The organism is Mesorhizobium sp. M1B.F.Ca.ET.045.04.1.1, assembly GCF_003952465.1.
GTDB lineage: Bacteria > Pseudomonadota > Alphaproteobacteria > Rhizobiales > Rhizobiaceae > Mesorhizobium > Mesorhizobium shonense.
Map to the genome: position 1 here is coordinate 6,809,054 of NZ_CP034448.1, position 24,427 is coordinate 6,833,480.

Here is a 24,427-nt window from a genome sequence, read left to right on the forward strand (position 1 = left end):
ATCGTGATCCCTTTCAACATCAAGCAGCTCGAAACCTTTCTTCTGGTGGCGACTTTCGGAAGCTTCCGAAAGGCTGCGGAACGCCTGAACACAACACAGCCAGCGGTCTCGACCCGAATTGCCAGTTTGGAAGGAGCGCTCGGCGCCAAGTTGTTCGAGCGGCAAAGCAGCACCGTAAGACTGACCGCCGAGGGACAAAGGCTGCTGCCGCCGGCGCAACGGGTCCTGCGCGTGGCCGAACAGCTGCAGTTGACGGCAAGCTCTCTTTCGGAGACCGCGGGAGTGCTCAGGCTCGGGGTTGCCGAGACCATCGTGCACACCTGGCTTCCGGATTTCCTCAAGGAATTGCAGGCGAACTATCCGCTTGTCGATACGGATATCGTCGTCGACACGACGACGACCCTTCGCAACGAGCTGATGTCCCACCGGCTCGATCTTGCGGTGCTGATGGGGCCTATTCTGGAATACAGCATCGAGAATATGGAGCTGCCATCCTTTCCGCTCGTATGGGTCTGCTCGCCCGCCTTGAAACTGCCCAACCGAGGCAAGCTGACGCTGAACGACCTGATGCAATTCCCAATCATCAGCTACGCGCGCACGACCAGACCCTACAGCGAACTTTACCGCAAGCTGACCGGCGAACTCGAAGCGACGCCGCGCATCTTTCCAGCCAATTCACTGGCCGCTTCCATCAAGATGACGCTGAACGGGATCGGCATCGCCTCTCTCCCCAGGGAGGTCGTCCAGGATCATACCGCCAACGGCACGCTGCGCATCGTTGACTGTGAATGGCATCCCTCCGACCTGCGGTTCACCGCCTCGTACTCCTCCGAACCATCCAATCCGATAGCGGAGCGGGCGGCAAAGCTGGCCGGTTGCATCGCACATGCATATGCCGCGAGAATCGGCGAGGCGCAGCCTGCCAACAACTCCCGAGTTGAGCCCATGGCGTCTCAGCCGACCGACGCAATCGGCAGGTAGATGCGGTCGCCGGAGAAAATCATATCCGGGCTCAGAATGTGATCCATGTTGAGCACCACTGTATCCGCCACATCGGCTGAATGCGCCTTGGCGATCAGGCGGATGCTATCGCCATTCCTGACCTCGACCCACGGATAACCGTCCTTCTCCAGTGTCGGGTTCGTGCGGCCCTCCGGATTGCTGCTGCCTTCGGGATGAACCTCGACATAGTCGCCGGAAACCCAGCCGCTATGCTTTTTGCCGTCCGGCCCGAATCCTTCGACGGGTATCCAGGCCTCTCCCGACGGATCGGTCGAGGGCTTCGCGGTCTGTTCGATGAACGTGCCGGGTAGCAGCACCGTCACCACGGCAGAGCTGTCGTCAGGCTGGCTCCGCAAATTCAGGCCGTCATCCGCCGACACGACGAGTTGCGGAAGGTCTTCGGGCAGGGTCTTCGGCTCATCTGGAACATCCGAGTGATCGCCGGGCTGCTGGGACGACGCATCGCCATCCGGTTTTTTCGGGTCGGACGGAGCGGTCGTTTTCGGGTCCCAGGGCTGCGCGAGCAGGGAGTCCAGCGAGAAGAGAAGCATTCCGACGCCGAAGGTGATGCCCAGCGTCCATCGATCCGCTGTGCTCCATCGTTTGTCGGACTTTGCCGCCGCCGCGATATCGGCATCGGTTCGCGGCACCGAACGGCGATTCATCCGATCCGTCCTTATGGCCGACGCCCAGAACTCCGCACAACCGAACGTGAACATGGTGCCGGCGACCGTAGCGATCGGCGCCGGCCAGGAGTGCAGCGTATAGACGGCGCAGCCGAGCACATAGCCGGGTCCAGCCAGATACTCCGCCAGGTTTCGGATGACCGGCCTGCCCGTGAACGACTGCAGCATCGACTTCGTGCCATAGACGACGTTGCCGAGCGAGAACGTGCTGTTGACGACAAGGTCCTTGCCCTGGATAGTCCCGGTCGCGGCACCTGGCGCCGCGGCAATGAATGTGGCTCCGCCGAGCGCATTGAGGAACCGCCCGAACGGCTTGTGATTTGCAGTCGCGTTGGGGAAGATCGCCTGCGTGCCGAAAACGAGGCCTCGCACGCCAAATGCCACGGCTCCGGCAGTGGCGGTCCACGTTGGGGGCAACGAAGTCCATAACATGTAGGAGGTGGTCGACATGCCGCCAAAGGTGGCGAGCGCCTGAGCGTTTTCGCGCATCCTGGCATGGCTCAGCGCCAGATCGACGCTGGCGGCCTGATCCGGCGTCATCGCCTTTTTATGGGTCGCCCGGAAGGTCGTCAGCTGGAGTACGGAGAGAGCGTTCGTCTGATCCCCCCTCATCCATTCGAACTGCTCAAGCGTGAACTTGCGGAACTGGCCGGGGCTCATTTCCTCGAACTGTTTCGGTGTCACCGCTTCGATCTGCGGCTGGGTCAGCGCCTCGACGTGGTGGATCGTGAAGGCGCCCCATTGATCGCGGGTCAGCGCCGGGATCTGCTTCCCGGTCAGCCACGGCACCTGCCTGGGATCGAGTTTCGCCATGTCCACGGAACCGATCATGGGTCCGGGGATCGCCTGAACCTGGCGCTCGGCAAGGTTTTTCAGCAATCCGGCCTCGCCCAGATCCTTGAATTGCGGCGACGTGAACTTCGCGGCCTGGCCGGGCTTGAACCACGGCACCTGGCGCGCATCCAACTTCGACACGTCGACGAGCCCGACTTTGTCTCCCTTTATCGCCTGCAACTGCGGTTTCGTCAGGTGGCGGATCAAACCCGATTTGCCGAGATCATGGAATTGCTGGTCGGTCAGATTACGGATATGGCCTTCGGTCAGCCAAGGAACCTGCCTCTCGGCGAGGCTCGCTATGTTGACATAGCCTATCTTCGCCTTCGGGATACCGCGCAGTTGGCTCTTGGTCAGAGAGGGCAGCAAGCCCGCCCGATCCATGTCGCGGAACTGTGGTTCCGACAGCTCGGCCACCTGCTCGCGCTTCAGCCAGGGAATCTGGTTCGGCTGGAAATCGCCCATGACGAGATCCGGCACCTGATCAAGCGGGGTAGCTCTGACGCCGTCCCGGGTGAGCGGTCCATTATTCCCCGGCACGTGACCGTCGGAAGCTCCGCGTATCCAGGGCAGCACCACGGCCTCGCCCGTATCGGGGTCGTACACCAGTATGTGCGTCTTGTCCGCCACCTCCGGGGCATCGCCCCAAACGCGCGGGCCGTCTGAGGGCGCAACATAGACCTGCTCCGGGCTCCTCGGCCCGGTGCCCAGCATTGTCGCCATAATCACATTGCCGCTTTCGTCCTCGAGCTGAATGGTCCGGCTCGAGCCGCTTTTGGTCGCCGCGGGCTGAGGTTGCGGTGTTGCAGCGGCAGGTTTGTCGTGTCCGAAGATGTTTCCGACAATCCGGGCATCGTCGAGCGCTCCTTGCAACTCGGCCGAAGGCGGCGCGTCGAGGAAAACCCAGCGCGGTTGATAGCCTGGGTTCTCATTCCGCAGCGCCACATCCTTGCTGATCTGCTCCTCCAGTTTCGGCGTGAGCGGCACTTCGCGCATCTGCGCGACACCGTTGATCGTCGTCCAGTGATGGTAGGTCTTGACCTCAATCGCCTCGATCACATCCTGGCTCTTGAAGACCGGCGCATCCACGTAACGCCCGCCCTGGCCGGTAACGGCGTAGGGACCGTCCGGGTTGGCCTCGACCGGGAAATGCACTTCTCCAAGCGACCCGTTGAGTTCGCGCGTATAGATCTCGCCTGCCTTCCACTTCTCGGGCTGTCGCATGTTGCGGATCTGCTGCAGCGAGTAGGTTGTCGGTGGCGCCGCCTCGATGGCTTTCCTGACTGTACCCGGTGGCACCGCATCTCCCTTTGGCGTTCCTTGACCGCCCGGCACATGGTCCTCGGAGGCGCCGCGTATCCACGGCAAGACGTATGCTTCTCCCGTCTCCGGCTCCCGAAACAGAATATGCGACTTGTGGATCAACTCCGGTTCGTCGCCACGCGCTTGCGGCCCGTCGGCCGGCGGCACATAGACGTTCTCCGCGCTCTTTGGCAGCGGTCCATAGCGGGTGGCGGTCACGGACTGCCCATTCTCGTCCCTTATCTGGATCGGCCCGCTTCGGCGGCTGCCCACCTGCGAGGAGAGGAACGTCAGCACGCCGTCGGCAACGTCCTGGCGCATGAAACCGCCGTCGACGATCGAAGCGCCGAAATCGCTCTTGAACTGCTCGATCGCGACGAGCTGATCCGGCCGTGCCGTCTTTTGCAGGTCGACCAGGAACTGGTCCAGCGAGGCTTTGCCGCCCTTGGGTATGGCCGTCGAGGCGCCGTCGCGAGACGTTTCCACCGCACGGGCGAGCCAGGCCGGGATCGTCACCTGCTCGGATTGTCCGCCGGCGCGATCGAAAGTCAGCGTCGCGGTTTCGTTCTTGGCGATCGAGGGCGCGGTCTTGGCTGCCTTCGACTTGTACTGGAATCTCACCTCGGCACTGAACGCCACGGCGCCTGCCGGCAGCGGAGGCGTGGAGAACGAGATCGTGTAGCGCGTCGCCGGAGTCCCGTCGGAACCATAGAGGTTTCGGTAGATGTTGCCGGCGCTCGGCATGTAGCGCGACTGCGGTGAGCCGTCCGGAGTGAAACGCGCCGGAAGCCAGGACTGCACTGTCGATTTCACCTTGTAGGTCGCGGAGGTGGCCACCCGATCCGGATTGAGGCCCAGCGCGCCCGGCAGCCTGTTGCGATCATTGAAGATGACGTCGACCAGCATCGCCTCGGGGTTCACCACGCGAGCCTTCTCGCCGGTCAATAAAACAATGTCCGCCGTGGGCGACTTGCCCGGCACAGCTGAAAGCCGCAGTCCGCTCAGTGTCGGCTCATCGACAAGGGAAACCGTGTTCGACGGATCGATCTGACCGGACTTGACGAGGTCGCGGATCGACCGGACGCCATCGCCCTGCCCGATCGCCGCGACGAGTTCGGATGCCTGCGCCGGGTCCTTGACGGCGAACTGGATCTTCAGGTTTGTCGAGCCAAGGGCCGACTGGATCTGGTCGAACGCCTGCGTCGACACGACGTCGCCCGGCTGCAGCGTGTCCTTGACGGGCAGTTCAGGACGCCTCTCGAAACCGATGCGCGGCATCTGATCGACCGCCGCGACATGATTGGCCACGATCGGCAGGCGTATGCCGGCCTTGGTCTCGGTCATGACGCGATCGAAAGGCAGCGCGGCTTGCAGCGTGACATGGCCGGAGCTGTTTTCCGCCGGCACGCCAAAGAAATCTTGCTGGCCGGGCGCGAGGGTAACCTCCTTGCCTTCGAGCAAAGGCGTGTAGGTCATCTCGACCACGGTGCCCTCGCCGTCCGGCGTCATCCCGACAATCGCGGCATCCAGCGGTCTGGCGTCATAGCCGGTCCCGTCGCCGAACAAGGCCCTGCTCGCCGCCGCCGATAGATCGCTGGCACGGACCGGCAGGGCCGTCTGATTGGACACAGGCCAGACGCCGGCCTGGAGGCCGGTGATGTTCCTGTACTCGCGCGGCCTGTAGGAGATGACGCCCTGGGTGCCGAGTGCGTCCTTGACCGGCGTCAGGCTGCGTTGGCTGACGCTGTCGACGATCGACCATCCGATCATGCCGAAATCGGTTTTGGTGCCGACGCCGAAGCCAACGGCAGCAACGGTCGGGGACCCGATCCCGAACGCCTGGCCCGTGTTCAGCCGGACCCGGAAGGTGACGCCGACGCGGAAGTCGGGCAATGTCTCGCGAAGCGGCGTGCGCGGTATCTGAACGCCATCCGGACCATAACGCTCGGCCATCTCGCGGCTGGAATAATAGCCTTTCTCCTGTTCATGGCGGTTGACGAGCTCCTCGACGGTCAGGCCGTCGAGATACGCCGACGGCGTCTTCGGATCCTTGCCGCTGGTGTAGATGTAGCCGCCCGTGTCGCGCTCGGGCATGCCGGCAAAGCTGCGTGTCTCCGGATCCCAGACAAGACGTACCGGCCCGTCCTTTCCTGTCGGCGCGCCCGGCACGACGATGGGATCGCCGTCGGCGAGGTGCGGTGTGCCGGAGGCAGTCGAACCATCGGGATCGCGGTCCGGCGACGCCGTCGAGCCATTGCCGCTGCCGTCATCGGTCTTGATCACCTCTCCTGGGATCACCGGGTGGCTGGGATCGTGGAAGACCTGTTCTCCGGTCGCCCTGTAAACGCCGTCGGCGCCAATTTCGTACACATCCATCGGACGTCCCGAAGGGCCGGGTTCCAGCGCCAGTTGCGACGGTCCTTTACCGCCGGGCGGCTGCTGGAACGGTCCGTCGCCGCCGGGCGGCGGATTGGCATCAGCGCCGGGAGCGTTGGGGTCCTGCGTGCCCGTTCCTGGCCGCATCGTCCGCAGACCATGGATGCCGAGCCCCGTGCCGGTGACGCCGGTGCCGAGACCCGTAAGCGCATTGGCAAGCTGGAGACCGTTCATCTGGTCTCCGTTGGCGGCGAGATCGTAGGCAGATGTTGCCAGTAACGGTGAACCGACAATCACCGAGCCGACATCCATCCCCCACGCTGCCTTGTTCAGTCCGGCGGTCGATTGCATGTATGTGCGGGTTTCGGATGCCAACGCCCAGTTCGAACGTGTTGCGCCGATGCTGCCGGCGAAGGCGCGGGGGCTGGCGGCAACGCCTGCCAAGAATGACTCACTCTTCGCCGCCATGCCGATGGTGCGCAGGCCGCTGGAAGCCATGGGCAGCGCCGTGGTTGCTGCGCTGGCGATGTTCGTCAGTGACTCGCTATCGTACCACTCGCCGCCATGGTCCAGGTGGTTGACCTCGTTTATGACCGCTCGGGTTCCGAGATAGGCCGCGCCCGTATAGGCCAGCGGTGCCGCGACCGGCGCGGCCGGTGTGAACGACAGGATGGTGGCAATGCCGGTGCCGATGCCAACCAGCGGATCGACGACCTTGTCCCAGACGGAGACGTTTCGCGCTTTCACTACTTCAAGCTCGATCTTGCCGTCGGCTCCTGCTTTCATCTCCAGGCCTTTGGAAACAACGAGCTTGCCGTTCTCGCCGAACTGGCTGTTGTTGTCCTGGAAATCGCCGAGGTCGTCGAACTTTTTGCCGGTCGCGTCGACATAGCGGGTGTTGCCGTCCTCGCCGCGCACCGCAAACAGGATGACCTGCTGCGTTCCGACCTGGTCGTCGACATAGAAGATCGGCACGCTGCGCACGTACGGATTGTCACCGCCGATACCGCGGATCTCGTCCGTCACATTCTCTATCGCGTCGCGGCCGTCATCGGTCGAACTGTCCAGGCCGAGCTTCCGGGCCACCATTTCATCGAGATCCGTGCCACGCTGCTCGCGAAATTCGTTGTCGTGGCCTCTGGTGAGCAGTTGCTGGAATCTCGGCTGATAGATGGCGTCGAGCGTCTGCTGCTCGTGCTCGTCCAGATAGGTCTTGTCGACAGTGGTGTTGTCATCGGCCAGCAGAGACGGCTCGCTGAGCCGAAGCTCATGATAGTCGTTGAAGCCCTGCAACTGCCTGCGCAGATCCTCGATTTGACTTATCTGAAGCCTTGTCGCCTCCAGCCTGAGCTTGGCGACCGCCAGTTCGGGATCGACCCAACGGCCATTTTTGTCGTCATCCTGCGTATTCAGGTCGATCCAGATTGCCTTGCCGCCCTGGGTCAGGGCGTCGATCCCATTCCGCTTATAGTTCTGAGCAATGTCCGGCGCCACCTTGATCGTCTGCCCGCCGACGTCGATCTCGACCGGCTGCGCGCCGTTGGGCAGCGTGCCTTCGGGAGCATCGACCGATCCCGGCTTGTGATGCGTCAGCGCATTGTCGAAATTGGTCTGCAGCGTCGGCAGCTTGGCGTTCAGATCGGCGAGGCTGTCGCCGAGCTGCCGGTCCAGGACGTCATTCAGGCTCTTTGCCGCCTGCTCCTCGCTGGACCTCACCGACTGCAGACCATTTGCCGTGCAGACTTTTGCATTGGAATCGTAGCCGGCCAGAAGTGCCTGCCAGTCCTTGTTGAGTTGGCGATCGCGATATTCACCCCTGACATTCTTGTCGTTCAGGCTGTAGGTCAGCTGCTGTTCGGTGGTTCCCTCATCGAAATGATTGACGACCCAGAGCTGGCCGTCACGGATCTCGAGCGTCGAGTTCTTGTAGTGCCCGAGGTAATCGCCGCTGATGCGATTGTACTTCTCGTCAAAGTTAAACTTCTGTTCGCCTAGATACTCGCTGGCCAGCTTCTGCTGGAGGTCCGTCTGCCGCGCGCTGACCTGCGCGGCATCGGCATGGGCGTCGAAATAGTTCTGGTAGGACTGAGCCAGTTCGAGCTGACTGCCTGCCGTCGTCTGCAGGGCTTTGAGGTCCTTGTATTCCTTGGAGTCCGCCGGAACGCCGGCGAGCTCGGCCTGCCCCACCAGGAAGTCGATGGTGAGCTTGTCGCCCTTGCTCAGATGCAGGCCGACCTCGGAAAACAACTTGTCGACGGCGGCATGATCGGCGACGCCTTGATCATATTGCGGATGAAGGTCGGGAGTGCCCCGCGCGCGGACTGCCGGCGCATTCGGATCGCCCAGAGGAGTGAGCTTGCCTTGCCCGGCAATGGCATCCTTGAGGGCGCGCCCGGCATTCTCATACTCGCCTCGGGCATCCTGCGCGTTCTGCAGGAGGGTGTTGGCTTTGGTCAGCCGCGCCTGCGCATCGGCAAGAGTGCCCTTGGGTTTCTGCGGCGTCCATTGCAGACCGTTAGGCGCCAACGCCTTGTTTATGATCGTCTGCGCGCCATCCAGCGCATCCTTGTAGGCGGGATCGAGCATATCGACGTTGAGCTGCTCCTGCCGCTGGCCGGCCAAAGCTCGCGTTTCAGTGACGCGCGACAGTGCGACGTCGTGGGTAATGATAGCCTGGGCGACCTGCGGATCGACCCAGGTCCAGACACCGTCGATCTTCATCGGCGTCCACTTTCCGCCGGAGGGCGCGTTGCCCTGCGGCGGATCGCCAAACGGATCGACAACCCTGTTCTGTCCGTCCAACTTGGGCTTCGCGGCAGGGCCTAAGGGGTATTTGTCGATCAGAGCCTGTTTGTCTTGTCCGGCTTTCTCGGCGGCGTCGATGAGACTGGGCAGGGTCTCGCCCGCCAGGAGCCCTTCGACGAAGGTCTTCACGACCTCGCCCTCTTTTGCCTCCTTGGGATCGCTGCTGTTGGGATTGACCGCCAGCAGCGTCCTGGCCAGCGCCTCCTGGGTGGTTCCTGCCTCGATCTTCAGGTCGGTGCCGGTGGTGTTGTTGTGCAGCGTCATGCTGCCATCGGGCTTGGTGGTCAGCGTATAACCGTTGAAGGTGATCTCAACGGTCGTGCGCGTACCGTTCTCGATGGTAATTTTTTCGCCCGTGCGGATTATGTTCGGGTCGCGCGAGGAACCGAAAAGCTCCGGATTCGTGCGCCTGAGGTCATCCAGCGTGACGCCATATTGCCGCGCAATTTGGGTCAGATTGTCATCCGGCTTGACCTCGTACTCGACCGGCTTGCCGCCATTGATCTTCTCGGTGGTGGTCGTCGTCACCCGACCGTCCTTGTCGGTGACCGTCTCGGTTTCAGTTCCGCTGCCGTCGATGGATAGCGACGTTTGCTTGCCGCCCGCCGTGGTCGTGACGGTGCGCACGTCGTGCTGGTAGTCGTGCGAGTAGACGGTCTTGTCGCCGGTGCGCGGATCGACCGTCTCGATCGACTGCCCGTCGCTGCTGCTGGTGCTCGTGACCTGATATCCGGCGGCTTGCAATTCGGCGATCACCTGGTCGTTGGTGAGGCCATTCTCCTTTGCGATCTGGTCGATGCTTTTTCCGTCGGCAAGATCGTGCTTGATGTCCTGCGTGCTGGATCCGCCCGGATCCTGGGAGGGCGCCAATATGGTTTTGTGGCCGTCCGGTCCTGTGACGGTGGTCACGGGAAGAGAGGGGCCGGCGCCTGGCGTCACCGTTTCCACCGACGCACCGTTGGGCAATGACGTCCGCTCGGTGACAGTTCCTGTCCCGAGATCGTCCTCATAGCGCGTCGTTATGGCACCGGTGTCGGAATTGTAGCTGCTGGTTTCCTTGCGTCCGAGCCCATCCCGGGTCGGCGTCGTGGTCGTTGCGCCGTTAGGCTGTTCCTGGACGGTCGCATAGTAGCTGTCATGCTGGTAGTCGTAATATTGCGTGACGGTGCGGCCGATGGCATCCGTGATTTTCGTCGCCTGGACATCGCCGTTGCCACTTGTCGGGTCAGTGGTCGACACGGTCATTCCGCCGGACCTGAGCGCAGTGATAACCTGTTCGCGCGTCATGCCGCGCGCAGCGGCAATCTGGTCGATGCTTTTGCCGCCGGTGACGTCCTTGACGATGTCGCGGGCAGTCGTCGCTGCCGCGGCGCTGTCTTCGGGCTTGCCGCCGTCGAGGTCCACCGGCGTCAGCGCGAGCGTCGAATCGGGCCGTGCGAAGAGGGCTGGCGTGACCGTCGTTCCATTGCCGGACGTGCCATTGCTGGCGTTCACGACATTGACATCCGGCGTCGCCGGAGCCGTTGCCGGCCGCGTCTGAAGGGAGCTTAGTTGTGTGTTTACATGCGCCAATTCCTGGCGGGCTTGTGCCGCCCAATCGCGCTCGCCCATTCTGTTGGCAAGCCTGATTTCTTCCCGCAGCTCCGCTGCCTGCGCCTCCAGCCGCGCGATCTGCGCTGCGTCCGCCTTCGCATTGACTTTCTGCGGCTGAAGCGGCGGCTTGGTGAGCGTTATCGGGCGAACCATCTGGACGACCTCCGGAAATCACTGTTGCCGGCAGCCCGGCCGCCGCCACGCCCGCCCCGACCGCAGCTTTCGCTGTTATCGAGGGGGCTTCCAATAGATGCCGAAAGCAGCAAGCTGTTCTTCCGACTGTTTCACGCGTTCCGCTGCATTTGTTCCCAACCGCGCTGCCGTCAACGCCGCCAGGATTTCGACAGCGGCGAACGCCGGCGACATGCTTTGGAAGAACGATTGCGAATTTGAGGTGACGACAATCGTTTCCCGCGCGACCCGGGTCAGCGGCGATACACTGCTGTCGGTTATCGCCACCACGCTGACGCCCTGCCGGGCCGCCTGGCGCGCCACTTCTATCGTTGTGCGTTCATAGGGCGACATGCCCACGGCAAGAAGCACGTCGCCGCGCTTCGCATGCTGAAGAGCATCCAGACCCTGTCCGACCATCTCGCCGACAAGCGTGACCGTGCGCTCAGGGCCAGCCGCGAACGACATGACGCGGACGAAATGGCTGGCAATTGCATAGGCCGAGCCTGAGCCGAGACCGAAAAGCTTGCCCGCTGCCGCAAGCAGCTTGGCGGCGGCGATGAATTGCATGGCGTTGCCGTATTCGCCAAGACTTGAAATCTGGGCAGCGAGAGTGTCGGCCACGACCCCGACCGTCGAAAATCCCGAATCGCTACCCTGTCCGACACCCTGCCGGGCCGGTTCTCCGGCTATCGTCTCACGCAGCGCGCGCGCATAGAGGCTGCGCATGTCCTCATAGCCTTCAAGACCGAGCCACCGCGCCAGCCGCATCATCGTGCTGTGCGAAACGCCGGCCTGCTGCGCCTGCTCGCGCATCGACATCAGCGCCACATCCTTGGGGTGATCCAGCACGAAACGCGCCGCCACCCGCAGTTGCGGCGGCATATTCTCAAACCGTTCGACCAACAGCTCCGCCAAGGGACCTTTTTCCATTCCCATTACCCCATTAAAACCCCGGCGATCAGGCTACTCCGTGATCGCCTGAAACGCAACAGTTGGAACAAACAGGCCTCAAATATTCCAAGTGGACTTTCATTTCCGATCGTCCTGCCCTAAGTTGTTATAGCAAGTCTGGGACCGCAGGCGTGAGCCCGGGCCTCGCAACCTGAATAGCCCCTCAAGGAGACAATGATGGCTGCTACCCCTCCCATTACGTCCGGCTCTACAGGATCGCCGGAACAAAACCTGGACAAGATGATCAAGCAGCAGGAGCGCATGTTCAGCCTGGAGATCACGAAAGAAATGGCAAAATCCCAGCACGACATGCTGATGAGCACCGCCAAGACGCTCGGCGAGTCGGCTGAAAAGGCTTGACGTAGGAGATGCTCGAACTCATGCGCCGCCGCGAGCAACCGGCGGCGTACTCGCATGGCGGTAATTTCCAAGCGCCATCGTCCGGCTGCATTTGAAATCCTCATCGGCGGGGGAGATGAAGTGGCATGACCGCTAGTCCTATCGGCAGATATCTGGACGCCGCGCCAGGGCGTCGGCTCCGATCGATCATTTCCCCATCGCCGGCAACGGCACGGTCCGTCGCGCTCAGCGTAACCCACGGTTTTCATGCCGGCGCCGAACTCAGTCTGGTTGGGCCCCTGTATACGATCGGCTCCAGCACCGAATCGGACGTTGTCCTCAGGGATGCCGGCATCGCTCCGATCCACGCGAGACTGCGGCGCAAGGGCAGCCAGTTTGAAATCGAAGCCGTCGGCGGAGATGTCGCGCTCGCCACAGGCGAAATCATCCGTCAAGGACAGGGTAGTCGCTGCCGGTTACCGCTCGTCATTGCTATTGGCGACGCCCGCATCCGGCTGGTCAATCCGGAACAGGCCGCGAGCCGGTGGTCGATCGGCAATCGCCCCATGCTGGTTGCAGGCAGCGTTCTCTTTGCCGTTTTCGCCGTTTCCGTCGCTGCCAACGGGTTCTCTCTTGCCAAGTCCGACATTGGCGTGCAGGCGCCTTCTAAAGACGATCAACCGGTCAGAATGGCTTTCGCCGGCGAGCGGGACCAGCAAGTGCTGGACGATTCATCGCCAGCGCAGATTCAGACCGCCGAAGCGGAAAACCAGCTCAAACAGCGTCTCGATCAGTCCGGTATAAGCACCGTAACCGTCCAGCGATCGCCCGGGCGCCTGGTGGTTTCTGGCATGATACCGAGCGACAAGAGTAATGTCTGGACGGAAACGCAATCCTGGTTCGACCAGGCATTCGGCGCTCATGTCCCCTTGGTGTCCAATGTCATGATCGGCGACGCGCAACAGGCGCCGCGTCTGACGCTGCAGGCGATCTGGTATGGCGAGCGGCCTTACGTCATCGCAGCCGATGGCGCGCGTTACCACGAAGGTGCATTCACGGCTGACGGCTGGACCATCAAGCGCATCGGCGAGACGGAACTTCTCCTGACCAAGGGCGGCGCCACGGTCGCGCTGAAATATCCGTGAACCGCCGGCTCGAAGGGCCGCGCCTCGATTCGGCCAGGATGGACACTGCCGGCCGCGACGTACATCAGGCGGAAGGCGTGCGCGCGCAGACAATCAACCGGCGGCGGATGAATGGCGTCGACGAAGGCGCAAAGCGCCCTCAGGGGACGAAATCGGCAGCGGCCGCCGAAAGGCCTGAAACGGCGGAATTCCAAGCCTCTCGAGATGCGGCAGGAGAATCGTTGGATGACATACTCATCAACTTCGTCATGCCCACTAATCCGGAGCCGGCCATCCTGCGCCGCTCCGTGCCTATTCTCCAGCATTTCATAACGAACCTGGTTCCTGACCTTGAGGGGGGCGAGCAGCTCAAGACGCTCGCCAGAGCGCTGATCGAGGGTGAGATCGAGCGTCATCGCGATCTGCTTGGTCGCATGCAGGAAGGAATCGAGATCTGACCAACCCGCACGACACGGTCCATCTGCTGCATGTCCTGGGCTATCTCTACGGGTGTCATGGGCAGGCCAAGCGGGGCGCGACGTACCTGCTCATCGCCGCACAGCTGGCGCCGGAAAATGCCGGTCTCCTGAGGACATTGGCGCACCTGCTCATACTTGATGGCGAGGCGGAAAAGGCGTTGGCCACGATTGCCAGGCTGGAGACCTTGGAAGAAATGGACCACCCGGCGCTTACATTGCTGAAGAGCCGCGCCCTGCTGGTGGCCGGGCGCAAGACGGAGGCTCACAGCGCCTTGCTGCGCTTCCTGTCGCAACGAGGCGTTGAATGACCATGAGCGTGTCCGAGCGGCTTCTGCAGTTCCTTGCCAGGCTGTCGCTCCGCAGCGATCTGGTCATCGCCGTCCTGTTGCTCGTGGCCGTGGTGATGATGCTCATCCCATTGCCGACATTTCTCGTCGACATTCTCATCACCGCGAATATCGCCATCAGCGTGCTTATCCTGCTGGCTTCGTTCTACGTTTCTCATCCGCTGCAGTTTTCGTCGCTGCCGTCGGTCATTCTCATCGCCACCTTGTTCCGGCTGGCGATCACGATCACGACCACGCGGCTGATCCTGCTCCAGGCCGACGCGGGCGAGATCATCACCGCCTTCGGCACCTTCGTCGTCGGCGGCAGCATTGCGGTCGGCCTCGTCATCTTCCTGATCATCACCGTCGCGCAGTTCATCGTGGTTGCGCGGGGTGCGGAACGCGTAGCCGAGGTGGCCGCGCGCTTCACGCTCGACGCGCTGCCGGGCAAGCAGATGAGCATCGATGCGGAACTGCGCAACGGCGATATCGATCAGGCGGAAGCACGCCGTCTGCGCCAGCAGCTGGAGCGCGAGAGCCAGCTGTTCGGCGCGATGGACGGCGCCATGAAATTCGTCAAGGGCGACGTCATCGCCGGGATTGTGATCATCCTGGTCAACCTTGTCGGCGGTTTCGCTGTCGGCACGCTGCAGCACGACATGTCGCTCGGCGATGCGGCAGCGACCTACTCGCTGCTCACCGTGGGTGACGGGCTGGTGGCGCAGATACCGGCACTGCTCGTCGCCGTCGCCGCCGGCACGATGGTGACGCGCGTCGGCAGCGCGGATGGGACAGGCGACCTTGGCCGGCAGATAACCAGCCAGCTGCTGCGGGACTCGCGTGCACTTGCCCTCGCAGCGGCGATTATGGTCGGCCTTGCCATGGTGCCAGGCTTTCCTTCCATCGTGTTCCTGGTCCTTGGTGCCTGCTTCGGGACAGGCGCCTATGCAATCAATCGCCGCAGCACGCAGGACTCCGAACCCAAGGACATTGACCTGATCGAGGTGCAGGAACAACGGGGCAGCTCCGCAATTCCCACCGCAACGCTGCCTGCTTCGTATCGCGTGGTCGCACGCCTCGGCTCCGAACTGGCGGACGCGATTGCGGAGCCCGAATTCGCCGCGCTCGCCGACGGCGTCCGCCGCGAGCTTTTCGGCGATCTCGGTGTCGACGTTCCAGCCATCGGCATGCAGGTCGACGAGATGCTCTCACCACGAAGCATCCGTATCGACCTCGAAGGCGCGCCTATCCTGGATGTCGAAATTCCCGCCGGCCGCGTTCTGGTCGAAGCGGACCTGACGCACCTCGATCTGCTCGAAGTGACCTACGAAAAGGCCGCCTCGATTGCCGGCCAGCGCAAATTCGTATGGGTCGATGACCGCCACATCCCTGCGCTGAAAGAAGCCGGCTTCGTTTTCGCCACGCCACCGGAAACAGCCGCCAAGTGGACCGGAAACGCACTTCGGCTCTATGCCGGCCATTTTGTCGGTATTCAGGAGACCCGCAGGCTGCTGTCCGACATGGAGGCGGAATATGCGGATCTGGTCAGACAGGCTCAGGAGATCGTGCCGCTGCAGAAGATCGCGGAGGTGCTTCGCCGGCTTGTCGGCGAAAACGTGCCGATCCGCAATCTGCGCCTGATCCTCGAAGCTCTGATCGAATGGGGCCAACGCGAACAGGACGTTGTTTTGCTGACGGAATACGTCCGCACATCCCTGAAGCGCCAGATCAGCTTCCGCTGCGCCGGCCGCAACAACATCATTGCGGCCTATGTACTGCAGCGGTCGGCGGAAGATGTTCTACGCAACGCTGTGCAAAGCACATCGACCGGCACATTCCTGAACCTTTCGGATGACGATGCGCAGGCTTTGGTCAGTGAAGTCGAGCGCGCGCTGTCGCACAATTCCGCCGACGTCTCGCCGGTCGTCCTTGCAGCGATGGACGTGCGCCGTCACATGCGCAGCCTGCTCACGCACAATGCCATCGAGCTTCCGGTGCTGTCCTTCCAGGAACTTGCACAGGAATTCAACGTCCAGCCGCTGGCCACGATCACCGGCCGTAGCGGAAGAGCCGGCGCGCGCACCCAGGCGCTGCCGTCGGCTCAGGCGAAAGCCGCGCAGGAGGCAACCTCATGACGGCAGCCGGACGATCGGGGACATTTGGGGAATCAGGAGAGGAACGGCATGACAATCCACGATACCGCAGCAGGCGTTCGATCCGCCGCTTCCGCCTGGCGGACGGACATGCGCTGGCTCGCTATCGCGACGGTTGGCATTTTGGTGGCTTTGCTGTTTATGATCGCCGACGCGAGGGCGCAGAACGTATCGCCCCTGCCGAGCAAGCCAACGCTCGACCTGCCGGTCGGGCAAGGACGCTTGCTGCGGTTCAATGAGCCGGTCGAATCCGTCCTGGTCGCCGACACCACGATCGCAGACCTCCAGGTCGTGTCGCCAAGCATGGTCTATGTCTTCGGCCTCAAGCCCGGCCTGACCAATCTCATTGCAGTCACGGCCGACGAGCGTATCGAGGCAACGGCTCAATTCCGCGTCACACCCGATATCACGCCCGCCGCTGAAGCCAAGCATACGATGCAGCCGAATTCGGCGACAAATCTTCACATTTTCGGAACCCGCATCGTCATCACGGGTGAGGCACGAGGCGTCGATGAGGCAAAGGATCTGGACAATGTCGCAAGAACGTTTTCACCGCCGGAAACGCCGCCGCTGAACAACATGACCGTGCAGGGGTCGCAGCAAGTCAACATCCGGGTCCGCTTCGCCGAAGTCTCACGCACGGAGTTGCAGTCATATGGTGTCGACTGGTCCGTCGGCTACAAAAGTGGCGGCTTCGAATTCAACATGTTCCAGGACAATGGCGTGCCTTCAGGCAGCGATGGGAATTTTGGTCTGAGCCTCAACCAGGCTCACGGCCTCAATTTCGACGTCCTGATCGAAGCCCTGCAACGCAATGGCGTCGTCAAGATACTGGCCGAGCCGAACCTGACCGCCGTGACCGGACAGACGGCGAACTTTCTAGCCGGTGGAGAAATTCCGGTGCCCATTGCGCAGGGATCCGACGTGACGACCGTTCAATACAAACCTTTCGGCGTATCCCTCGGCTTCACCCCGACGCTCATCGGCCGCAATCGCATCGCGCTCCATGTCCAGCCGGAGGTCAGCTCTTTGTCGGATTCCGGCTCTGTAACCGCCAACGGCTTTGCCATGCCGAGCTTCGTGGTCCGAAGAGCCGACACGACGGTGGAGGTGGCGAGCGGCCAGACTTTTGCGATCGCGGGGCTTTTCCAGCAGCGGACCTCGCGCAACCTGGAGAAATTTCCTGTTCTGGGCGATGTGCCCGTGCTTGGCCCGCTCTTTCAATCGCAGCGCTTCCAGCATGAAGAGACCGAACTGGTCATCCTGATCACGCCCTATCTGGTGGCGCCGGTGCGGGACAGTCTGGCCACCCCGCTCGACCGTCCGGCAGCCAAGCGCCTCAGCCGCAAGCACGCCAATGACGCGTCGGCGACCGGTCTGATCATCAAATAGCAGGAAACGACCATGACATCGCGCACCGCTTTCTGCTCCGTGCTTCCCGCGCTGTTTCTGGCCGGCTGCGTAAACAGCCCGCAACAGCGGCAGGATTATTCGCCCGGCTACAGCTATGTTTCGACCGATACCGGCGGCTCCGAGAAAGGCGTCAGTGGCTCCATCCTGGCTCCCAATGCGTGTCTGGCCGAACCGGCCGACGACGACAACACCGCCGCCAAGACCGACCTCACCATCGTCTCTGGCGTCGGCTCTCATCTGCCGGCCGGCTGCGCCAATGCCTACAATCTGCAACGCATGACCGAAAGCCAGCGTGACCTCGTCGAGGGCCGTCGCATGGGGCCGGCAGCCGCCGCGCCAACTGCGCGCGCGGCCCGTCGTTACCTCGATGGCGAGGAGGCTCCGGTCGGCGGCGCCAACAGCGCGCCGGCAACGCCGCAAACGACGCTTCCAGTCGAATGAGCCGGCGCGATCATCGCCCATGTGGCACCTGTTTGCGCGGCGGGCTTTGCAAAAGAGCGCCTCAGGCGCTAGAGCGGTTCTCCGTTTCACGAAAGCGCCGAACCGCTCTACCTCTTTGTTCTCACGCAATTCCGGACGGAAAACCGTTACATACTTTTCGTGGAATTGCTCTAGCCGAGGATGGAGCCGAGCGTCTTGGCCTTGGCCTGCGTGCTGCCCTTCGACCGGATGGTTCTGGCACGCGCCAGCAAGGTGGCCACCTCCTTGGTCATCAAACCGATGGGTGGCGAGGCCTTGACCTGATCGGCTTGGCCAAGAAGTCCATAGACCATCACAATGTTGCGCTTGTGGTGCAATTGCGCGTTGGGCGCGGCGGCAATCTTCTGCACCAGCGGCAGTGCCGTGGCGGAGTTGTCCTCAAGGGCTGCCGCCAAAGCCATGTTGGTCTCGACGTCGAGATCGCCGGGCGCAAGTTTCAACGCCTGGGCGAAGGTCGCCTGCGCATCGGCAGTCCGGCCGGCGAATGTCTGCGCCACGCCCAGACGGTTGTAAGCGGCGCTGCTGTTGACCAAAGGCGCTGCCTGGGCGAGCGCGCGCATGCCGGCCTCGACATCGCCGGCCTCTATCATCGCCGAGCCAAGCCCGAGCATCGCTTCGCCGTCATTGGGCGCTTTGGCGAGCGCTGCCTGATAGGCTTTGGCGGCATCGGTCGGGTATCCCGCCCGCATATAGGCGTCGCCTGCCTTGACGAGCGCGCTCGGCTTGGCGTCCGGCATCGCTGCCGCACGCTGGTAGAGCGCTATCGCGGTATCATTTTCCCCGCGCGCATCGATATCGTCGGCAAGCTTGATCAGCCGATCCGACTGCGAGGCCAGGACCTGGTCCTTCGCGTTGACCGAGCCGGTTTTGGTCGTCTGGCAACCGGACAACGCCAGCATGACGGCGACTGGCAAGAATACGACATGCAACCGCATATCCACCTCTCCGTATTCAAGCCCGCTTTCACCTTACACAGAGCATCAACGGACTGGAACCACAACAGTGCGGTAAGATTGCAACATGGCCGAAGAAGCTGAGGAAAAGAAACTACCGGCTTCCGACAAGAAGCTGCGGGACGCCCGCCGCAAGGGCAAGGTTCCGCAGAGCCGCGACCTCACCTCGGGCTTCACTTTCCTCGCAGCGCTCGCCTATCTCTATTTCTTCTGGCCGACGCTCTTCAAGCACCTCTCGGACCTCGTGCAGACCGTAACCGTGCCCGGCGGTTCGTTCGGGGATGTCAGCCTGCGCGCCATCCGTCATACGTTCTCGCTGCTGATGCTTGCCACACTGCCGCTGGTCGGCATCGTCGTCGTTCTCACCGCGGCTTTCGGCATGCTAGGCACGTTCGGACCGGTCTTCTCGTTCGAGCCGCTCAAGCCGCAGTTCGACCACATCAACCCGGCCAAGGGCCTGCAGAAGATCCTGTCGCTCCGCAACGTCATCGAGTTCGCCAAAGGCGTGATCAAACTGGTGCTGCTGGCATGCCTTTTCATATTCGTGCTGATCACATGGCTGCAGCCGCTTTTCGATGCGCCGGGCTGCGGTCCGTCATGCCTGGCCCCGACGATCAAAGCGGTGCTGACGCCTCTCGGAATCGCCGCCGGCCTGGCCTTCGTCGTCATCGGCGTGATCGATGTTCCTGTTCAGCGCTGGCTGTTCCTTCGCGACATGCGCATGACGACAACCGAATACAAGCGCGAGTACAAGGATATCGAAGGAGATCCGTTGATCCGTCATGAACAACAGCGGCAGCGGCGCGAGGCGGTGATGCAACCGGCGAAGCTGGGCGTGAAAAATGCGGTCATCGCCTTTATATCCGGGGACCAGGCCGTGGCGCTGCGTTACGTCAAGGGCGAAACGCCGGTGCCGACAGTCGTCGCCAAGGGCCAGGGGCGTGCCGCCAACGAGCTAGTGGCTCAAGCGCGCCTAGCGGGTATTCCCGTCGTCGAGGACAGCGCCGTCGCCGAAGCACTCTTCGAGAATGCGAATACCGGATCCTATGTCGGCCAGCAGATGTTTTCGCCGATCGTTCGCCATCTCGTCCGACATGGCCTCACTTGAGGCCGGGATTGCCCACTCAGTCGCTGCCAATCTCACGGCATGCGTTGCTGGCGGCCTGGCCGGCAGAGCGGGGCCGAGAGCGAAGCATTTGGAGCGGACATCAGGTTGATTTGGCTAATTCCGCGACCCGATCCATTGTAGACTTGGCCCTCCAGCCACGTCGCCACTTTCGCCGATAGCTTGAAGGACCTGTCATCCTAGCGCCTCTGGCTGAGGTTCATTCCTTCAAAGGACGGCGGCAGCCATTTGGTTGAACTTCGGATTTGAAACTTCAGTCACAAGTTTCATGAAGGCCCCGATTGGACGAAGTTCTTGACGTGCCTTTAGGCACGTTGCGAAAGACTCGGTGAATGGCTTGTGATCTGCGATCGACAATGGCGTCAACCGGTCGTCGAGCTGGAACTCGGTCTTTGACACAATGCCGGCGCCCAAGCCTGCCGCGACTGCTTCGCGAACACCATCGCGCGGGATCTCCATGACCACGTTTGGTCGGATCCGATGCAATTCCAGCATCTCCTCCAGCGCCCGACGCGTCATCGAACCCGGTTCGCGAAAAATCATCCGCTGCCCGTCGAGTTCCTCAAGATCGATCTGCTGCCGGCCCGCCCACGGATGGTTGCGGTGGACGAAGATGATGACCTCATGGCGGCCGAGTTGGATGAGGTCGAGACGCGGATCGTCGTAGTCCCGGCCGATGATGGCGACATCCACCTCGTAATTCATGAGCTTGTTATAGACGACGTCGGAATTGCCGCTTTCGAGCGAGACCTGCACCAGGGGATATTGAGCATGAAACGCCGAGAGCAGTTCCATGACGAAGAACGGACCTACCGTGCCGACGCGCAATTTGCCGGAAATTTGATTGCCTTCCGCCCGCAAGATACCCACCGCCTGCTCCTCCAGCGAGAAAATCTGGCGCGCCACGGTCAGAAGCGCTTCGCCCGCATCCGTCAGTTTCAGGCCGCGCGGCGATCGCAAGAAGAGCTGAACGTCATAAGTCTCTTCAAGCGCTTTCACCTGCGTGGTCACCGTCGGCTGGCCGATGCAGAGCAGATCGGCAGCCTTCGTGAAGCTAAGTTCGCGACCCACCGCGTAGAAGGAACGCAGCTGGCTGAAATTGACGAAATGAAGCTTGTTAATGCCGCCCACGGCCTGTCTCCCTGCGAAAGGCTTCAGCCATCCGCACGATTTCTTCAGCGATTTCCGAGCGTTCCTCCAACAGATCGCACAATATCGTATAGTGGTTTTTTCCGTGCATCGGAACCAGTTCGGCGTGCTGGCCCGAGTCGCTCCAATAGGAAGAGAACCGCTGGGACTGTTCGCGGAACTCCTGGGTCTCGTCCGTGCCGACAATGGCCGCGAGCCGGCAATGCGGCACTGGCCAGCGGATCGGACTGATCCTTGCGGCCCGCTCGCGATCGAGCCCAAGCGCCGCATTGAGTGACGTCTCCGCCAGCGGCTCGACATCGAAGATGCCGCTGATCGGAACGCAAGCTGCCAGCGGCACGCTTGCCATAGGGCTTCTCATCGCGAGTGTGGCAGCAAGATGACCGCCGGCGGAATGGCCGGTCGCGATCCAGAAAGCCGGCGGCGTTGGGAGGGCTCGCAAAATCGCCGGCAAGAACGCTCCGATGCCGGTAACGATCGTCTCGATGGGTGTCTCCGGCGCCAGCGGATAGCTTGGCAGCGCCACGGAGAAGCCGCGGCCAACGAGCACGGAGGCAACGAAGGAATAACGGTCCTTGTCGAGGCTCTGCCAGTAGCCGCCGTGCACGAAAACCACCAGCGGCGCACGCTCGCCGGCCGGAAACAGATCGAACACTTCGCGCGGATGCGCGCCGTAGACGACGTTGCGCTGGCATATCAGTGAACTGCGGGCAGCGGCGCTCGCCTCATCGAAGAGTCTATAAACGTCCGTTCTTTCCGGATGACGGTCGCGGAAGACGTAGCCACATTCCGTGCTGGAATTCTGGCCATTCATTCGAACAGAACGACGCTGCGCACCGACTCTCCGGCTCTCATCAGATCGAAGCCACGATTGACCTGATCGAGGGCCAGCCTGTGTGTGATCTGCCGGTCGAGATCGACCCGGCCGTCCATATAGTAGTCAATCAGTCTGCCCAGTCCGCCGCGTCCTTTGACGCCGCCGAAATAGCTTCCGCGGATCGAGCGGCCATAGCGTACGCCGACCGGCGGGAACCCCATTTCGGCGCCCGGCGGCTCGACGCCGAGCAACACAGCGGTGCCCCAGGCCGGCTGGCAGCAGTCGAAGGCCTGCCGCATAACCGGCACGATGCCCGTGCATTCGAAGGCGACGTCGACGCCGCCGTCTGTAAGATCCCGAACCGCCTGCACGACCTTGTCGCCGTCGCGCGACGCATCGACAAAATCGGTCATGCCATAGGAGCGGGCGAGTCTTGATTTGCCATCGGTCACGTCGATGCCGATGATCCTTCCGGCACCGGCAAGCCGCGCTCCCTGCACAACATTGATGCCAATGCCGCCCAGCCCGAAGACGGCAACGGCGTCACCCTCGCGGACCTCGGCCAGCGCCGCGCCGACGCCCGTCGTGACGCCGCAGCCGAACAGGCAGACCTTCTCCAGCGGCGCATCCTTGCGGATCTTCGCCAGCGCAATTTCAGGGACGACCGTGTAGCGGGAAAGGGTCGAGGTGCCCATGAAATGATGCACCGGCTGCGATCCTATCGAGAAGCGCGAGGTTCCATCCGGCATGACGCCCTTGTCGCGCATCGGCTTGATGGTCCAGCAAAGATTGGTCCGTCCGCTCTTGCACATGCGGCAATGTCTGCATTCCGGACCATAGAGCGGAATGACATGATCGCCCGGTTTGAGATCATAGACCCCCTCGCCCACTTCGATCACCCGCCCTGCGCCCTCGTGCCCGGGAATGAGAGGATAGACGCTGGTCGCGTTGACGCCGTCGAGCGCAGTGAGATCCGTGTGACAAAGGCCCGACGCGACGATCTCGACGAGTGCCTCGCCGTGACCGGGCGGCGCGACTTGCACTTCTTCTATTGTGAGCGGCTTGTGGATCTCGAAGCAGACCGCTGCCGGTGAACGGATCATGATGCCTGCCTCTCGAGCGCATCGCCGAGGCGGGTGAACCCCCTGCAAACGAGCTCGGCGCCGTCCGGCCTTCCGCCCGCCTTGATCATCTCACGCGCGATGCGGATGTCGCGGCCGCAGCCGATGCCGATTGCGCCGATCAGCCGGCCGCCAGCCGTGAAATATGCGAGATAGGCACGGTCGCCTGGCTTGCCACGCTCAAATGCCGGCTCTCCGGCGCCTGGCACCCCGGCCACTTGGACGTTGAGGCCGTATTGATCCGTCCAGAACCAGGGCACCTCGCTGTATGGGGCCGGGTTGCCGCACAGATAGGACGCGACCGCCGCCGCCTGGTCTTCCGCATTCTTCCAGGACTCCAGCCGCCAACGCCCACCGAAGAGATGATTTTCGTGAGCCGCGATATCGCCCGCTGCGAAAATGTCGGGATCGCTAGTCTGCCCAAATTCATTGACGACAACACCGTTGTCGGTGTGCAGGCCGGCTTCGCTGGCGATCCGGTCGTTCGGCGTGCCGCCGATGCCGACCAGAATAAGGTCGGCCTCAAACCTTGACCCGTCGTCGAGGTGGAGGCGGCCCGAAGCGTCCAAGGCTTCGGACGAGATGACTTGCCGGCCGCACAGGATACGCACACCCGCCCGCTCATGAAGCTCGGCGAGCCATTGCGAAAGATAGCGCGGGAGCAGTCGACCCAAGGGGCGCTCGGCGGCCTCCAGGACCGTCACCGCCGCGCCGAGTTTGACTGCGCTTGCGGCGACTTCCAGGCCGATCAGCCCTCCTCCGACAAGCACCAACCGCGCGCCAGGCACGATGCGGCTGCGCAGCGCAAGCGCATCCGAGAATGAGCGAAGATAGAAGGTGCGCGCCGCGATGGGCTCAAGCGGTCGGATCCGGCGGGGCGACAATCCTGTCGCCAAAACCAGCTTCCGATAGCAGAGGCTGGCGCCATTGGAAAGAGCCACGGTCTTCTCTTGTCTATCGATGCCGACCGCTTCCACACCCAGATGGAACCGGACGCCGATCTCGTGCCACCGCGCCGACGGTAGCAGATAGGCATTTGCCGGCACGCTCGGCGATGTCAGCACGCCCTTGGACAAAGGCGGCCGCTCGTAAGGCAGCTCCGTTTCGGCCCCGGCCACGTCGATCGGTCCGACGAAGCCGCCGTGCCGCAGCCTCTCCGCGACGCGGCCGCCAGCGTGTCCTCCACCGACGATAACGACGCCGGGCTTTCGTCCTGCGCTCACC

16 protein-coding genes are annotated in these 24,427 nt (G+C 62.5%); 9 read left to right on the forward strand and 7 right to left on the reverse strand.

Annotation, left to right across the window (positions count from 1 at the left end; all coding sequences use genetic code 11):
• Nucleotides 1–3 precede the first annotated feature (3 nt).
• Nucleotides 4–981, forward strand: a complete 978-nt coding sequence (locus tag EJ071_RS33800) for a LysR family transcriptional regulator (protein WP_126101738.1) — start codon at nt 4–6, stop codon at nt 979–981.
• Here EJ071_RS33800 and EJ071_RS33805 read toward each other — a convergent pair.
• Together EJ071_RS33805 and EJ071_RS33810 are read right to left on the reverse strand one after the other, a co-directional pair.
• Nucleotides 954–10,751, reverse strand: coding sequence for a LysM peptidoglycan-binding domain-containing protein (locus tag EJ071_RS33805; protein ID WP_126101739.1), 9,798 nt, complete (start codon nt 10,749–10,751; stop codon nt 954–956). The two genes, EJ071_RS33800 and EJ071_RS33805, sit on opposite strands and share 28 nt — an antisense overlap.
• 75 nt (nt 10,752–10,826) lie before the next feature.
• Nucleotides 10,827–11,687 (reverse strand): MurR/RpiR family transcriptional regulator, encoded by an 861-nt coding sequence (locus tag EJ071_RS33810; RefSeq protein WP_126101740.1) that lies wholly within the window; start codon nt 11,685–11,687, stop codon nt 10,827–10,829.
• Between the two features lie 210 nt (nt 11,688–11,897).
• On the opposite strand from EJ071_RS33810, the gene EJ071_RS33815 reads away from it, so the two are divergent.
• The 7 genes from EJ071_RS33815 to EJ071_RS33845 all read left to right on the forward strand — a co-directional run bounded on the left by EJ071_RS33815 (nt 11,898) and on the right by EJ071_RS33845 (nt 17,998).
• Entirely contained in the window at nt 11,898–12,083 is a 186-nt protein-coding gene (locus EJ071_RS33815; protein ID WP_126101741.1) for a hypothetical protein, read from the forward strand.
• A 125-nt stretch (nt 12,084–12,208) separates the two neighbouring features.
• Nucleotides 12,209–13,207 (forward strand): EscD/YscD/HrpQ family type III secretion system periplasmic domain-containing protein, encoded by a 999-nt coding sequence (locus tag EJ071_RS33820; RefSeq protein WP_126101742.1) that lies wholly within the window; start codon nt 12,209–12,211, stop codon nt 13,205–13,207.
• A complete protein-coding gene (locus EJ071_RS33825) occupies nt 13,204–13,644 on the forward strand; it encodes a hypothetical protein (RefSeq protein WP_245460068.1) in 441 nt (146 codons plus the stop codon). Before EJ071_RS33820 ends, EJ071_RS33825 begins: the two co-directional genes overlap by 4 nt.
• 137 nt (nt 13,645–13,781) lie before the next feature.
• Nucleotides 13,782–13,973 carry a hypothetical protein gene (locus EJ071_RS39785; protein ID WP_245460069.1) on the forward strand — a complete coding sequence of 64 codons (192 nt, stop codon included), beginning with the start codon at nt 13,782–13,784 and terminating at the stop codon, nt 13,971–13,973.
• Entirely contained in the window at nt 13,970–16,126 is a 2,157-nt protein-coding gene (gene sctV, locus EJ071_RS33835; RefSeq protein WP_245460070.1) for a type III secretion system export apparatus subunit SctV, read from the forward strand. Before EJ071_RS39785 ends, sctV begins: the two co-directional genes overlap by 4 nt.
• Nucleotides 16,127–16,174: 48 nt before the next feature.
• Entirely contained in the window at nt 16,175–17,536 is a 1,362-nt protein-coding gene (locus EJ071_RS33840; RefSeq protein ID WP_126101744.1) for a type II and III secretion system protein family protein, read from the forward strand.
• Nucleotides 17,537–17,548: 12 nt separating this feature from the next.
• The gene (locus EJ071_RS33845; RefSeq protein WP_126101745.1) at nt 17,549–17,998 is read left to right on the forward strand and encodes a hypothetical protein; all 450 of its coding nucleotides are present in this window, start codon (nt 17,549–17,551) and stop codon (nt 17,996–17,998) included.
• 170 nt (nt 17,999–18,168) lie between these two features.
• On the opposite strand, the gene EJ071_RS33850 is transcribed toward EJ071_RS33845, so the two are convergent.
• Nucleotides 18,169–18,972 (reverse strand): tetratricopeptide repeat protein, encoded by an 804-nt coding sequence (locus EJ071_RS33850; RefSeq protein ID WP_126101746.1) that lies wholly within the window; start codon nt 18,970–18,972, stop codon nt 18,169–18,171.
• Nucleotides 18,973–19,057: 85 nt separating this feature from the next.
• Between EJ071_RS33850 and EJ071_RS33855 the strand changes: the two genes are divergently transcribed.
• Nucleotides 19,058–20,098, forward strand: coding sequence for an EscU/YscU/HrcU family type III secretion system export apparatus switch protein (locus EJ071_RS33855; RefSeq protein ID WP_126101747.1), 1,041 nt, complete (start codon nt 19,058–19,060; stop codon nt 20,096–20,098).
• A gap of 225 nt (nt 20,099–20,323) precedes the next feature.
• Here EJ071_RS33855 and EJ071_RS33860 read toward each other — a convergent pair whose 3' ends face one another.
• Genes EJ071_RS33860 through EJ071_RS33875 form a run of 4 tightly spaced genes read right to left on the reverse strand, consistent with a single transcriptional unit; the run spans nt 20,324 to nt 24,426 of the window.
• Nucleotides 20,324–21,247 carry a LysR substrate-binding domain-containing protein gene (locus tag EJ071_RS33860; RefSeq protein ID WP_189521330.1) on the reverse strand — a complete coding sequence of 308 codons (924 nt, stop codon included), beginning with the start codon at nt 21,245–21,247 and terminating at the stop codon, nt 20,324–20,326.
• Entirely contained in the window at nt 21,234–22,079 is an 846-nt protein-coding gene (locus EJ071_RS33865; protein ID WP_126101749.1) for an alpha/beta hydrolase, read from the reverse strand. The genes EJ071_RS33860 and EJ071_RS33865 overlap by 14 nt, the downstream gene beginning before the upstream one ends.
• Complete coding sequence (locus EJ071_RS33870) at nt 22,076–23,182, reverse strand: zinc-binding dehydrogenase (protein WP_189521591.1); 1,107 nt, start codon at nt 23,180–23,182, stop codon at nt 22,076–22,078. The genes EJ071_RS33865 and EJ071_RS33870 overlap by 4 nt, the downstream gene beginning before the upstream one ends.
• Nucleotides 23,182–24,426, reverse strand: a complete 1,245-nt coding sequence (locus tag EJ071_RS33875) for an FAD-dependent oxidoreductase (protein WP_189521331.1) — start codon at nt 24,424–24,426, stop codon at nt 23,182–23,184. The genes EJ071_RS33870 and EJ071_RS33875 overlap by 1 nt, the downstream gene beginning before the upstream one ends.
• Nucleotide 24,427 lies beyond the last annotated feature (1 nt).

Excerpts from the sequence above, each read along its gene's own strand:
- EJ071_RS33855 (WP_126101747.1), top strand. The coding sequence starts at position 19,058 with ATGGCCGAAGAAGCTGAGGAAAAGAAACTACCGGCTTCCGACAAGAAG.
- EJ071_RS33820 (WP_126101742.1), top strand. The coding sequence starts at position 12,209 with ATGACCGCTAGTCCTATCGGCAGATATCTGGACGCCGCGCCAGGGCGT.
- EJ071_RS33840 (WP_126101744.1), top strand. The coding sequence starts at position 16,175 with ATGACAATCCACGATACCGCAGCAGGCGTTCGATCCGCCGCTTCCGCC.
- EJ071_RS33850 (WP_126101746.1), bottom strand. The coding sequence starts at position 18,972 with ATGCGGTTGCATGTCGTATTCTTGCCAGTCGCCGTCATGCTGGCGTTG.
- EJ071_RS33845 (WP_126101745.1), top strand. The coding sequence starts at position 17,549 with ATGACATCGCGCACCGCTTTCTGCTCCGTGCTTCCCGCGCTGTTTCTG.
- EJ071_RS33815 (WP_126101741.1), top strand. The coding sequence starts at position 11,898 with ATGATGGCTGCTACCCCTCCCATTACGTCCGGCTCTACAGGATCGCCG.
- sctV (WP_245460070.1), top strand. The coding sequence starts at position 13,970 with ATGACCATGAGCGTGTCCGAGCGGCTTCTGCAGTTCCTTGCCAGGCTG.
- EJ071_RS33865 (WP_126101749.1), bottom strand. The coding sequence starts at position 22,079 with ATGAATGGCCAGAATTCCAGCACGGAATGTGGCTACGTCTTCCGCGAC.
- EJ071_RS33805 (WP_126101739.1), bottom strand. The coding sequence starts at position 10,751 with ATGGTTCGCCCGATAACGCTCACCAAGCCGCCGCTTCAGCCGCAGAAA.